Below are 12,792 nucleotides of genomic sequence, written 5' to 3' on the forward strand. Positions count from 1 at the left end.
GCCGCAGCGTACCCCTCTACTTCTCGGACGCCGGCATCGGAGGCATGTCGGACGCCCTGCGCCCCGTGGGCTCCAGGCGCACCGGCGTGGACTTCGACACAGGGGTGTTGGACTCCTCGGCCGTGTGGTCCAGCGGGATCACCACGTTCGCCTCCGGGAAGTAGGTCGTGCAGCCGCCGCGCGAGTGGGAGTACTCCACCACGCGGAAGTCCGGGGCGCGGCGCTGCCCGTCGGCCCAGTCGGAGACGATGTCGACCATGTCGCCGTCGGTGAGGCCACGCTCGCGCAGGTCGTCCTTGTGCACGAAGACCACGCGGCGGCCGTTGCGGATCCCGCGGTAGCGGTCGTGCATGCCGTAGACCGTGGAGTTGTACTGGTCGTGGGTGCGCACGGTGTTCATCATCAGCTCACCCTCGCGCAGCTGCACGGTGTCCGGTTCGTTCACCGTGAGGTGCGCCTTGCCGTCGGAGGTGGTGAAGCGGCGCTCGCGGGGGCCGTTGGGCAGGTAGAACCCGCCCGGGTGCTCCAGGCGTTCGTTGTAGTTCTCGAAGCCGGGGATCGTGGCGGCGATGTGGTCGCGGATCACGTCGTAGTCGTCGATCATCGGCTGCCAGAAGTCGTCGCCGAAGGTCTCGCGCCCGACCGAGCAGATGATGTCCATCTCGCTCTTCAGGTTCTCCTTCCGGTTCGCCCTGCGCTTACCGGTGGAGGCGTGGACCTTGCCCACGGAGTCCTCCACGGTGACCGACTGGCGCCCGGACTTCTGCAGGTCCAGGTCGGTCCGGGAACGCACCGGCAGGATCAGCGACCTCGCACCGGGCCAGGCGTGCGAGCCGTTCGGCTTCGTCGACAGGTGCACGGTCAGGTCGTTGGACGCCATGCCCTGCTCGGCGACGGAGGTGTCGGAGACCACGCGCACCAGGTTGCCACCCAGCGACATGAAGAAGCGGTTGGTGCCTTCGCGCATGGCGCGCAGCGCGTCCACCGTGTCGTGGCCGTGCTCGCGGGGGACGGGGAATCCGAAGTGGTCCTCGATGGAGGACAGGAAGCTCTCCGGGGACCGCTCCCAGACGCCCATCGTCCGGTTGCCCTGCACGTTGGAGTGGCCGCGCAGCGGGCAGGTGCCGGCGCCGGGCTTGCCGATGTTGCCGGTGAGCAGCAGGGTGTTGGTCATCTCGCGGATGGTGGCCACGGCGTTCTTGTGCTGGGTCACCCCCAGGGTCCAGGTGATGATCATGGTGCTGGCGGCCACGATCTCGTCCACGGTGGACAGCACCTGGGCGCGCGGGATGCCGTGCGCGGCGGCGAGCTCGTCGTCGTCGAGCGACAGCAGGTGCTCGCGGACCTCGTCGAAGCCGGTGGTGAACTGGTCGATGAAGGCGTGGTCCACCGCATCGCGGATGACCAGCTCCTTGTTGATGGCCAGGAACAGGGCCCGGTCGCCGTCGAGGCGGACCTGCAGGTAGTCGTCGGCGAGCTTCTGCTTCATACCCACGTAGGTGCCCAGGGCCTGCGGCTCGCGGAAGTTCATCAGCCCGGTCTCGGGGATGGGGTTGACCGCGAGGATGCGTCCGCCGTTCTCCTTGCAGCGCGAGAACGCCGTCAGGGCGCGCGGGTGGTTGGTGCCCGGGTTCTGGCCGACGGAGATCAGCAGGTCGGTGGAGTGGATGTCGTTCATCGTCACCGACCCCTTGCCCAGCCCCAGGGTGGAGGACAGGGCGGAGCCGGTGGACTCGTGGCACATGTTCGAGCAGTCCGGCAGGTTGTTGGTGCCCATGCGCCTGGCCAGCAGCTGGAACACGTAGGCGGCCTCGTTGGACGCCTTGCCGGAGGTGTAGAACACCGCGTCCTCCGGCGCGGTGTCGCGCAGCTGCTCGGCGATCACGCCGAAGGCGGTCTCCCAGCTCACCGGACGGTAGTGCCCGTCGCCGGAGGCGCGGTCGTAGAGCATCGGCTCGGTGATGCGTCCGACCTTGCCGAGCCAGTGGTCGGTCTTCTCCCGCAGGTCCTCCACGGTGTGGGCGGCCCAGAAGTCCGGGCCGGCCTTCTTCGGGATGGTCTCCTCGGCGACGGCCTTCGCACCGTTCTCGCAGAACTCCACGATGTTCAGGTCGGCCTGGTCGGGCTCCGGCCAGGCGCAGCCGGGGCAGTCGAAGCCCTTGTGCTTGTTGATGGTCAGCAGGGAGGGGGCGGCGTTGTTCGGCACCGCGTGCTCCATGGCGTGGATCACGGCCGGGATGCCGGTGGCGATCTTCTCCGCCTCGCTGACGTCCGGGTGGTCGTACCGGTTGGCGACCGCATTCACCTGGGCGGAGGGTTCTTGCAGGCTAGTCATGGCAGCGATCCTAGTCGCGGGTGGGGTGCCTCAAACCCGCGCAGGACGCCCCGGCCGGGGCGCCGCGCGGCGAAGGTGCTGGTGGCGGCGCGGTGCGTCCGGCAGGGCCTCAGGGCTGTTCGGAGATTCCGTCCAGCGCCAGGGTGGTGATCCGCTCGACACGGGGGTGGGCCTCGGCGTAGAGGTCCTGATCCTGGCCCGCCGCCCGGCCGGCGGCCAGGCCGATGAGGAAGGCGGTGACGGGAGCGGCGGGGCGCGAACGGTGGTGCGCCACCGCGGACGTCAGGTCCAGCACGTCCTTCACGCTGGCGCGGACGACGTCCTGCGGCAGGCCGAGCTCCTCGGCCACCTGCTCCAGCCACGCGTGCGCGCTGAGCATCTGTTCGGGGGAGTCCTTCTGTGTACCCACGGGTGGCACCGACCTTCACGGGGGTTGGGGGCGAGGTTGTCGGCCCCCCAAGTTACTCGCTGTCGGTTGCATCCCCGTAGAGGGCGGTCGCCGCGGTGAGCAGCATCTCTCCGGACTGCGGGCCGAAGCTCAGCGACTGGCTGTCCGGGATCGCCAGGATGCGCTCGTTCTGCCCGGCGGTGGTCTGGGCGATGCCCGGCTTGGCGAGCAGGCCGTCCAGCCCTCCGGTGGAGTCCAGTCCGGCCGACATCATCACCATGACGTCCGGGTTGAGGTCCGCCAGCGACTCGGCGTTGGCGGGGGAGGCCTGGCCGATGCCCTCCTCCTTCGCCGCGTCCACGCCGCCGAGGGACTCGATGAGGTCGTCGGTGCCGTCGTCGGGGCCGAGGATGTAGAACACGCCGCCGTCGCCGCGGGCGTAGAGGAAGGCCATGCGCAGCGGATCGCCGGGGACGTCGCCGAGCGCGTCGTCGATGGCCTCGACGGCGCGGGAGATCTCCGTGTCCGCACGCTCGCCGAGACGTTCGCCGTTGCCGGGCAGTCCGACGATGCCGGCGATGGTGTCGATGTCCTCGCTGACGGTGTCGATGGTGTGCTTCGGGTTGATCTTCACCACGGACACACCGGCGTCGCGCAGCTGGTTGAGGGCGTCGTCCGGGCCGATCGTGCCGTCCACGACGACCAGGGAGGGGTTGAGGTTCAGCACCGCCTCGGCGTTGATCGAGTGCCCGCCCTGGGTGACCACCGGCAGGTCCTGCAGGCTGGGTTCGGTCGACGAGACGGTGCGTCCCACGATGTTGTCGCGCAGTCCCAGCCCGGCCAGCGTGCGCGAGATGGTGCCGTAGATGTCGAGCGGGATGATCCGGGAGACGTCGTCGACGGTGACGTCGCGGCCGTCGGCGTCGGTGAGCTCCACCGGCAGCTCGGCGTCCTCCGCGGCGCTGCTGTCGCTGCCGTCACCGTCGATCGGGGTGACGTCGCCGACGGTCTCGGCGTGCGACACCCCGCGCTGCCCGTACGGGTCCGTGATCCCGGCGTCCGCCATCTCCGTGAAGTCGTCCAGGGCGGTGTCGAAGGACGTCTCCTGCGCCTCGGCGGTGGTGCCGGAACCGTTGTCGGCGCCGACGCCGCAGGCGGTCAGCGAGCCGGCAACCAGGACGGACGCGGCAGATACGGCGAGGAACAGGGACGGCAGGCGGCGCGGGAACATGGCATGAAATTAGCACATGCTTACCGCAGTCACGGGCGCGGTGTCTCCGGGCCGCCGATCGCCTGGCGGGAGTGCGCGGCCAGCGCGCGGGCGAGGGCGGGCATCTCCAGCTGCCAGGAGTCGCCGGCGGTGTCGTCCGCCGAGTCGCTGACCACCTTGGCCAACTCGACCGGCACCCCGAACCACTGGGCGACGGCGGCGACGGCGTAGCCCTCCATGTCGACCAGGTCGGCGTCCTGCGCGAGTCGGTCGCGCGTGGCGCCGTCCTCGACGAAGACGTCGCCCGTGGCCAGGGTGAGGCCGTCGGTGCCCTGCGCACCGAGGTCGATCGGCGGGTACTCGTCGCGTCCGGTCAGGCGCGCCACGCCGTCGTGGGAGAAGTCGTGCAGCAGCACGCGGGAGATCCGGCGCACCCCGGTGAGCCCGGGGCGCAGCGCCCCGGCGGTGCCGATGTTGACGATCGCGCTGGGCAGGCCACCGGCACGCAGGTAGCGGTGCAGGCAGTCGGTCAGCGCCAATGTGGCGTTGAGCCGTCCGATACCGGTGATGAGGACGGGGGCGTCCTCGTCCATCTCGGCGGCCTCGGAGGCGACGGCGACGACGATCAGCGGCTGGCCGGGTGCGACCCGGCCGCGGAAGAGTTCGAGCATGCCCCCGAGCGTAGCGCTCAGGAGTCCTGGTTGTCGCGGACCCAGTCCAGGTACTCCTGGGTGACCGAGCCGGTCACGTACTTGCCGTCGAAGCAGCTCATGTCCAGCCCGTCGAGCTGGGTGTCCGTCTGCCCGTCGAGGATCGCCCCCTCCAGATCCTCGACCTTCTGGTACACCAGATGGTCGGCGCCGAGCACCTGGGCCACCTCCGGCACGGACCGTCCCGCGGCCACCAGTTCGGCGCGGTCGGGGATGTTGATGCCGTAGACGTGCGGGTAGCGGATCGGCGGGGCCGCGGAGGCGAAACTCACCTTGCGGGCACCGGCGGCGCGCGCCATGGCGATGATCTCGTAGCTGGTGGTGCCACGCACGATCGAGTCATCGATGAGCAGGACGTGCTTGCCGGCGAACTCCGTGGACATCGCGTTGAGCTTCTGGCGCACGCTCTTCTTGCGCACCGCCTGGCCCGGCATGATGAACGTGCGTCCCACGTAGCGGTTCTTGAAGAACCCCTCGCGGTAGGGCAGGTCCAGGACGCGGGCGACCTCCATCGCCGCCGGACGCGCGGAGTCCGGGATCGGCATGACAACGTCCACGTCCTCGGTGGGCACGTGCTCGGCGATGGTCTTCGCGAGCCGTGCGCCCATGCGCAGGCGGGAGTCGTAGACGCTGATCCCGTTCATCACCGAGTCCGGACGGGCGAGGTACACGTACTCGAAGGAGCAGGGCTCCAGGGTGGCGTCCGCGACGCACTGGCGCGAGTGCAGCACGCCGTCGGCGGTGATGAACACGGCCTCACCCGGGGCGACCTCACGCACGATCTCGTAGTCGGCGTTCTCCAGCACCAAAGACTCGCTGGCGACGACCCACTCGTCGTGCCCGCCCACGGCGTGCGAACCGCCCGTGGCGGTCGGACGCCGACGGCCCAGCACCAGCGGGCGGATGCCGTTGGGGTCGCGGAAGGCGAGCAGCCCGTGGTGGGCGATCAGCGAGATCACGCCGTACGCGCCCTCGATCCGTCCCATCGTGGCGGTGACGGCGTCGAAGATGCCGTCGGCGTTGAGGTCGTCCGGCCCGGTGGTGGACTGCAGCTCATTGGCCAGGACGTTGAGCAGCAGCTCGGTGTCGCTGGAGGTGTTGAGGTGACGACGGTCGCGGTGACGCATCTCCGTGGTCAGCTCGCGGGTGTTCGTCAGGTTCCCGTTGTGCACCAGGGTGATGCCGTAGGGGGAGTTGACGTAGAAGGGCTGCGACTCCTGCTCGTTGGAGGCCGCACCACGGGTCACGTACCGGACGTGTCCCAGCCCGGCGGTGCCGAGCAGCGCCCGCATGTCGCGGGTGCGGAAGGACTCCCGCACCATGCCACGGGCGTGGAAGAGGTGCATGTGACCGCCGTCCTCGGCGGTGGCCATGCCCGTCGAGTCCTGCCCGCGGTGCTGCAGGAGCAGAAGAGCGTCGTAAATGTCCTGGTTGACCGGCTGGTTACCCACCATGCCGACGATGCCGCACATTGCGCTGGAGTGTCCTCACTGTGTCCCGGAAGATGGATGCAGGTGTAGAGCCTACGCCCATAGTTGTCCGGAACAACGATCGGGCGGGGTGGGCGGAAGGCTGGCGGTGGGCGGAGGACGTCGGTTTTGCCTTTGTTTGCCCAGGTTGGTAGCGTGAACAGGTCTCGCTGTGGGCCGAGTGCGTCCGATGAGGATTGCGCCGCGACACCGCAGCATGTCGAGACTCTCTGAACATGAACCACTTTGTCGCAGGCCCACCGCCTATTGCGGCCGCGCGGAACACAAGGCAGCGAGCAATCCGGACTACTGAGTCCGGGGAGCGTCGAGTTGCCGGACACAAATGCGCGGTGACGCCCGGGTGGACGGGGAACCGTGACGAGAAAGGCAAGAGGTCACTTTCATGACCATGACTGACCCCATCGCGGACATGCTGTCCCGCGTGCGGAACGCGTCCAACGCGTACCACGACAGTGTCTCGATGCCGTCCTCGAAGATCAAGGCCAACATCGCCGAGATCCTCAAGTCCGAGGGCTACATCGCCGACTACGCCGTCGAGGACGCCTCGACGGGCAAGAAGCTCACCCTGGAACTGAAGTACAGCACGACCCGCGAGCGTTCGATCGCCGGTCTGCGCCGCGTGTCCAAGCCGGGCCTGCGCGTGTACGCCAAGTCCACCAACCTCCCGAAGGTCCTCGGCGGCCTGGGCGTGGCGATCATCTCCACCTCCCATGGCCTGCTGACCGACCGTCAGGCGACCGAGAAGGGCGTGGGTGGGGAAGTCCTCGCCTACGTCTGGTAGAAGGAGGACGAAGCAATGTCACGAATCGGTAAGAACCCCGTGGCCGTTCCCTCCGGCGTCACCGTCACCATCGACGGTCAGAACGTCGAGGTCAAGGGCCCCAAGGGAACTCTCTCGCAGGTCATCCCGGATCCCATCTCCGTTGTCCAGGAGGACAACGAGCTCGTGGTGAGCCGTCCCGACGACCACCGCAAGAACCGCTCCCTGCACGGCCTGTCCCGGTCCCTCGTCAACAACATGGTTGTCGGCGTGACCGAGGGCTACACCACCAAGATGGAAATCTTCGGTGTCGGCTACCGCGTCCAGGCCAAGGGCAGCAACCTCGAGTTCGCCCTCGGCTACTCCCACCCGGTCCTCATCGAGGCCCCCGAGGGAATCACCTTCGCGGTCGACGGAAACACCAAGTTCTCCATCACCGGTATCGATAAGCAGCAGGTCGGACAGATCGCCGCAAATATCCGTCGTCTCCGTAAGGACGACCCCTACAAGGGCAAGGGTATCCGCTACGCGGGCGAGCAGATCCGTCGCAAGGTCGGAAAGACGGGTAAGTAGAGATGGCACAGAGCACTGCAAGCAACAAGCGCCTCCCGGTGGGCAAGGACATCTCCACCCGCCGCCGCGTCGCACGCGCACGTCGTCACTACCGTCTGCGCAAGAACATCACCGGTACCCCCGAGACCCCGCGTCTCGTGGTGCACCGCACCTCCCGTCACATGCACGTCCAGGTCATCGACGACACCAAGGGCTACACCCTGGCCGCTGCGTCGACGATCGAGCCGGACGTCCGTGCGCTGGAAGGTGACAAGAAGGACCGTGGCGCCCGTATCGGTCAGCTGATCGCCGAGCGCGCCAAGGCCGCCGGTGTCGAGGCCGTCGTCTTCGACCGTGGTGGTTACCAGTACCACGGCCGTGTCGCCGCCCTGGCCGACGCCGCCCGTGAAGGTGGTCTGAAGTTCTAATGCGCAACGACAATATTTTCACCGACGGAAGGACTGCGTGATGTCGGATCGTAACGGCGGACGCACCGCCGACAGTAACAACAAGGACAACAAGGACAACCGCGGCCGCGGCAACAACGGTGGTCGTGACGACCGTCGTGGTGGCCGTCGCGACCAGCAGGACGAGCGCTCGCAGTACCTCGAGCGCGTCGTGACCATCAACCGCGTCTCCAAGGTCGTCAAGGGTGGTCGTCGCTTCAGCTTCACCGCCCTCGTGATCGTCGGTGACGGCCAGGGCATGGTCGGCGTCGGCTACGGCAAGGCCAAGGAAGTCCCCGCCGCCATCCAGAAGGGTGCCGAGGAAGCTCGCAAGAACTTCTTCCGCGTCCCGATGATCGCCGGCACCATCACCCACGAGGTCCAGGGCGAAGCCGCCGCTGGTGTCGTGTGGATGAAGCCCGCTGCGCCGGGTACCGGTGTCATCGCCGGTGGCGCCGCCCGCCCCGTGCTCGAGTGCGCCGGCGTCCAGGACGTCCTGTCGAAGTCCCTGGGCTCCGACAACGCGATCAACGTCGTCCACGCCACCGTGGACGCACTCAAGCAGCTGGTCCGCCCCGAAGAGGTCGCCGCACGTCGCGGTAAGTCCCTCGAAGAGGTCGCCCCGGCTCAGATGCTGCGCGCCCGCGCCGCAGGACAGGGAGCGTGATTGAGATGGCACTGAAGATCACCCAGCTCAAGGGCACTGTCGGAACCATTTCGAAGCAGCGCAACTCGCTGCGCTCGCTGGGCCTGAAGCGTATCGGTCAGTCGGTCACCCGTGAGGACGGTCCCATCGTCCGCGGTCAGATCAACACCGTGCGCCACCTGGTCCAGGTCGAGGAAGTAGCAGGGGAGTAATCATGAGCGAACCCATCAAGCTGCACGACCTGCGGCCCTCCAAGGGCGCCAACACCGCCAAGACCCGCGTGGGTCGTGGCGAGGCGTCCAAGGGTAAGACCGCCGGCCGTGGTACCAAGGGCACCCGCGCCCGCAAGCAGGTCTCTGCCGCCTTCGAGGGTGGCCAGATGCCGCTGCACATGCGTCTGCCGAAGCTCAAGGGCTTCAAGAACCCGGCGAAGGTCGTCTTCCAGGTCGTCAACGTCTCTGACCTGGAGAAGGCATTCCCCAAGGGCGGCGACGTGACCGTGGCGGACATCGTGTCCGCCGGTCTGGTCCGCGTCAACCAGCCCGTCAAGGTCCTGGGCGACGGCGAGATCTCCGCATCGCTGAACGTGACCGCGGACAAGTTCTCCCGCTCCGCCAAGGAGAAGATCGAGGCTGCCGGCGGTAGCGTGAAGAACGCCGCCGACGCATCCTAGTATCACCTGTGTGGTAGCCGTCGGGCCTCGTGCCTGACGGACACCGCCGGTGAATGAACCCCGCCCCCGCCGATTATTCGGCGGGGGCGGGGTTTTCGTGTGTGCGGGTTAGGGGGCAGTGGGGGAGGGGGCAGACATCGCGTACACGGTGCTCGCACGGGGATCCCGCAGCGCCCGCTGACGCGTGACGGGGACACCGCACGGCGGTGTGCGCACAGGGTTCGGCGTCCGGCACCGCGGAGTTGGTCACGGAAGTGTAACCTTCCATGCGACCCCTGCTATCCTTGTGCAGTTGTCTGTCCCCATGTGGTGCGCCCGAAAGTTCTCGGGGGTGTCCGGCAGGGGACCCAGTGACCGAACACCTACCCCAAGCAGAAACCTTCGGCGGCCCGACCCGGGAGTGGTACTCCCGACCGAGACTGCCGAGCCAGGAGGCAAACGTGACCGCCTTGCTCTCGGCGTTCCGGGATGCTGATCTCCGCAAGAAGATCTTCTTCACCCTTGCGATGATCATCCTCTACCGGATCGGAGCACAGATCCCGACCCCCGGTGTCGACTACGCGGAAGTCACCTCGCAGGTCCGTTCACTGACCGAGGACGGATCGAACAGCATGTACACGCTGATCAACCTGTTCTCCGGTGGCGCCCTGCTCCAGTTGTCGGTCTTCGCGATCGGCATCATGCCGTACATCACCGCGTCGATCATCGTGCAGCTGCTGACCGTGGTCATCCCGCGCTTCGAACAGCTCAAGAAGGAGGGGCAGTCCGGTCAGGCCAAGATGACCGAGTACACCCGCTACCTCACCGTTGCGCTGGCCCTGCTGCAGTCGGCGGGCATCGTGGCGCTGGCCGACCGCCAGCAGCTGCTGGGCAGCGACGTCCGCGTGCTCCACGAGGACGTCGGGATCTTCGGCCTGGTGATGATGGTGCTCATCATGACCGCCGGTGCCGTGCTGGTGATGTGGTTCGGTGAGCTGATCACCGACCGCGGCGTCGGCAACGGTATGTCGCTGCTGATCTTCGCCGGTATCGCCACGCAGCTGCCGGCGCAGGGCATGCAGATCCTGCGCAGCTCCGGCGGCTTCGTCTTCGCCGGTGTCGTGGTGGCGGTGCTGATCCTGGTCATCGCCGTCATCTTCATCGAGCAGGGGCAGCGCCGTATCCCGGTGCAGTACGCCAAGCGCATGGTCGGTCGTCGCCAGTACGGGGAGACCTCCACGTACCTGCCGCTGAAGGTGAACCAGGCGGGCGTGATCCCGGTGATCTTCGCCTCCTCGATCCTCACCGTGCCGATCCTGATCACGCAGATCATCCAGTCCGGCAATGCCGGGCAGGAGGACAACTGGTGGAACCGCAACGTGATGACCATGCTGTCGGACCCGTCCAGCTGGCCCTACATTCTGATCTTCGCCCTGCTGATCATCTTCTTCTCGTACTTCTACGTGTCGATCCAGTACGACCCGAACGACCAGGCCGACAACATGAAGAAGTACGGTGGATTCATCCCGGGCATCCGTCCGGGGCGTCCCACCGCCGAGTACCTCTGGTACGTCATGACCCGTCTGCTGCTCGTCGGTTCGATCTATCTCGCCGTCATCGCCGTTCTGCCGAACGTAGCGATTACGATGGGACTTGCCTCTGACGGCGCCGCCTCAAGTCTCGGCGCATTCGGTGGTACCGCTATCCTGATTATGGTCTCGGTCGCACTGACCACCGTCAAGCAGATCGAGTCCCAGCTCATGCAAGCCAACTACGAAGGATTCCTCAAATGAGACTCGTTCTCCTCGGCCCTCCCGGTGCAGGTAAGGGCACACAGGCCGCCATCCTCGCCGATTCGCTGGGCGTGCCGCACATCTCCACGGGTGATCTCTTCCGGGAGAACATCTCCAAGGAGACCGACCTCGGTCGCCAGGCGCAGGAGTACATGGACGCCGGCAAGCTCGTCCCCACCTCCGTCACCGCCGACATGGTGAGCAAGCGCCTCGACCAGCAGGACGCCGCCGACGGCTTCCTCCTCGACGGGTTCCCCCGCACGGTCGAGCAGGCCGAGATCCTCTCGGAGATCCTCGAGGGCAAGGGCACGTCCCTGAACAACGTCCTCAACTACCAGGTGACCGAGGACGTCGTGGTGGAGCGCATGCTGGCCCGCGGCCGCAGCGACGACACCGAGGACACGATCCGCACCCGCCTGCAGGTCTACCGCGACGAGACGGCCCCGCTGATCGACTACTACTCTGACATCATCGTCAACGTGGACGCTGAGGGTACCGTCGAGGACATCTCGTCCTCCACGCTGGACGCACTGGACCGCTGAACGCGCTGATTGGTTGATGATGGGTTTCCGTAGGAAGAACAAGGTCATCCAGGGCAAGACCCCTGGGGAGCTCGACGCGATGCAGGCGTCCGGCGAGATCGTCGGACGTGCCCTGCAGGCCGTGCGCGCCGCCGCGAAGGCCGGTGTGAGCACCCTCGACCTCGACGCCGTCGCCGAGGAGACGATCCGCTCCGCCGGCGCCGTGCCCACCTTCAAGGGGTACGGCGGATTCCCGGGGAGCATCTGCTCCTCCGTGAACGACATGATCGTCCACGGCATCCCGGACTCGGCCACCGTGCTGAAGGACGGCGACCTGGTCTCCATCGACTGTGGCGCCACCCTCGACGGCTGGGTCGGCGACTCCGCCTGGACCTTCGCCGTCGGCGGGGACGACGCGCTCGCCCCCGAGACCCTCAAGCTGAACCAGGCCACCGAGTGGGTGCTGTACCAGGGGATCGAGGCGATGCTCCCGGGCAACCGCCTCACCGACATCTCCTGGGCGCTGGAGGAGGCCACCGAGCAGGCCGTCGAGAAGTTCGGTGTGCAGCTCTACATCGTCGACGGGTACGGCGGGCACGGCATCGGTCACGAGATGCACGAGGACCCCTATCTCGCCAACGAGGGCGCCCCCGGCAAGGGACCGCGCATCGAGGAGGGCAGCACGCTGGCCATCGAGCCGATGCTCGCCCTCGGCACCGTGGACTCCTACGTCCTCGAGGACGACTGGGGTGTCAAGACGCTCGACGGTACGCCGGCCTCCCACTGGGAGCACACGGTCGCCGCCACGAAGGACGGCCCGCGGATCCTCACCCCGCGGTACTGAGTTTTCCCGGGGTTCCCGGATTACACCGGAGCACACCGGACCTCACGGCCCTGGACGTGACGAATGCACCCGCATTTGTCATGTCCAGGGCCGATGCCGTATGGTAAACCGTTGGTGTGAACACTGGGGCACTGTGAAATAGCAGTATGCCCGACACATCAACGAGACCAGACCTAAAGGTCCGTCCCTCACGGGGTGGGCCGGGAAAAGTGGAGGATATGGCTAAAGAAGGCGCCATCGAGGTTGAGGGCAAGATCGTCGAGCCCTTGCCGAACGCGATGTTCCGCGTTGAGCTGGACAACGGGCACAAGGTGCTCGCACACATCTCCGGCAAGATGCGTCAGCACTACATCCGTATCCTCCCCGAGGACCGGGTCGTCGTGGAGCTGTCTCCCTACGACCTGACTCGCGGCCGGATCGTCTACCGCTACAAGTAGACGACTCC

General features: G+C 67.1%; 15 protein-coding genes. 10 read left to right on the forward strand and 5 right to left on the reverse strand.

Going from position 1 to position 12,792, the window contains the following annotated elements:
• Window positions 1-16: 16 nt before the first annotated feature.
• The 5 genes from ACT3S3_RS00200 to purF all read right to left on the reverse strand — a co-directional run bounded on the left by ACT3S3_RS00200 (window position 17) and on the right by purF (window position 6,115).
• Window positions 17-2,335, reverse strand: a complete 2,319-nt coding sequence (locus ACT3S3_RS00200; RefSeq protein WP_301443230.1) for an FdhF/YdeP family oxidoreductase — start codon at window positions 2,333-2,335, stop codon at window positions 17-19.
• 109 nt (window positions 2,336-2,444) lie between these two features.
• Complete coding sequence (locus ACT3S3_RS00205) at window positions 2,445-2,744, reverse strand: DUF6457 domain-containing protein (protein ID WP_301443231.1); 300 nt, start codon at window positions 2,742-2,744, stop codon at window positions 2,445-2,447.
• Window positions 2,745-2,796: 52 nt separating this feature from the next.
• On the reverse strand, window positions 2,797-3,954 hold the full coding sequence (locus tag ACT3S3_RS00210; RefSeq protein ID WP_301443232.1) for a heme/hemin ABC transporter substrate-binding protein: 1,158 nt from the start codon (window positions 3,952-3,954) through the stop codon (window positions 2,797-2,799).
• Window positions 3,955-3,983: 29 nt separating this feature from the next.
• Window positions 3,984-4,604 (reverse strand): nucleosidase, encoded by a 621-nt coding sequence (locus tag ACT3S3_RS00215; RefSeq protein ID WP_441578939.1) that lies wholly within the window; start codon window positions 4,602-4,604, stop codon window positions 3,984-3,986.
• A gap of 17 nt (window positions 4,605-4,621) precedes the next feature.
• A complete protein-coding gene (gene purF / locus ACT3S3_RS00220; RefSeq protein WP_301443234.1) occupies window positions 4,622-6,115 on the reverse strand; it encodes an amidophosphoribosyltransferase in 1,494 nt (497 codons plus the stop codon).
• A gap of 400 nt (window positions 6,116-6,515) precedes the next feature.
• Here purF and rpsH point away from each other — a divergent pair, with 400 nt between their 5' ends.
• The 10 genes from rpsH to infA all read left to right on the forward strand — a co-directional run bounded on the left by rpsH (window position 6,516) and on the right by infA (window position 12,784).
• The gene (rpsH, locus tag ACT3S3_RS00225) at window positions 6,516-6,914 is read left to right on the forward strand and encodes a 30S ribosomal protein S8 (RefSeq protein WP_441588114.1); all 399 of its coding nucleotides are present in this window, start codon (window positions 6,516-6,518) and stop codon (window positions 6,912-6,914) included.
• Window positions 6,915-6,929: 15 nt separating this feature from the next.
• On the forward strand, window positions 6,930-7,466 hold the full coding sequence (gene rplF / locus ACT3S3_RS00230; protein WP_444614975.1) for a 50S ribosomal protein L6: 537 nt from the start codon (window positions 6,930-6,932) through the stop codon (window positions 7,464-7,466).
• Between the two features lie 2 nt (window positions 7,467-7,468).
• Window positions 7,469-7,873: a 50S ribosomal protein L18 gene (gene rplR, locus ACT3S3_RS00235; RefSeq protein ID WP_441588116.1), complete on the forward strand. Its 405-nt coding sequence runs from the start codon at window positions 7,469-7,471 to the stop codon at window positions 7,871-7,873.
• Window positions 7,874-7,913: 40 nt separating this feature from the next.
• A complete protein-coding gene (gene rpsE, locus ACT3S3_RS00240; protein ID WP_441588117.1) occupies window positions 7,914-8,558 on the forward strand; it encodes a 30S ribosomal protein S5 in 645 nt (214 codons plus the stop codon).
• Between the two features lie 5 nt (window positions 8,559-8,563).
• Window positions 8,564-8,749: a 50S ribosomal protein L30 gene (rpmD, locus tag ACT3S3_RS00245; RefSeq protein WP_441578941.1), complete on the forward strand. Its 186-nt coding sequence runs from the start codon at window positions 8,564-8,566 to the stop codon at window positions 8,747-8,749.
• Window positions 8,750-8,751: 2 nt separating this feature from the next.
• Window positions 8,752-9,210, forward strand: a complete 459-nt coding sequence (gene rplO / locus ACT3S3_RS00250; RefSeq protein WP_441578942.1) for a 50S ribosomal protein L15 — start codon at window positions 8,752-8,754, stop codon at window positions 9,208-9,210.
• 440 nt (window positions 9,211-9,650) lie between these two features.
• Window positions 9,651-10,982 carry a preprotein translocase subunit SecY gene (secY, locus tag ACT3S3_RS00255; protein WP_301443813.1) on the forward strand — a complete coding sequence of 444 codons (1,332 nt, stop codon included), beginning with the start codon at window positions 9,651-9,653 and terminating at the stop codon, window positions 10,980-10,982.
• Window positions 10,979-11,524 carry an adenylate kinase gene (locus ACT3S3_RS00260; protein WP_301443814.1) on the forward strand — a complete coding sequence of 182 codons (546 nt, stop codon included), beginning with the start codon at window positions 10,979-10,981 and terminating at the stop codon, window positions 11,522-11,524. The genes secY and ACT3S3_RS00260 overlap by 4 nt, the downstream gene beginning before the upstream one ends.
• Before the next feature lie 19 nt (window positions 11,525-11,543).
• The gene (map, locus tag ACT3S3_RS00265; protein ID WP_301443815.1) at window positions 11,544-12,347 is read left to right on the forward strand and encodes a type I methionyl aminopeptidase; all 804 of its coding nucleotides are present in this window, start codon (window positions 11,544-11,546) and stop codon (window positions 12,345-12,347) included.
• A 218-nt stretch (window positions 12,348-12,565) separates the two neighbouring features.
• A complete protein-coding gene (infA, locus tag ACT3S3_RS00270) occupies window positions 12,566-12,784 on the forward strand; it encodes a translation initiation factor IF-1 (RefSeq protein ID WP_291477496.1) in 219 nt (72 codons plus the stop codon).
• Window positions 12,785-12,792 lie beyond the last annotated feature (8 nt).

It is taken from the genome of Corynebacterium sp. AOP40-4SA-5 (assembly GCF_052377355.1).
Classification (GTDB): Bacteria; Actinomycetota; Actinomycetes; order Mycobacteriales; family Mycobacteriaceae; genus Corynebacterium.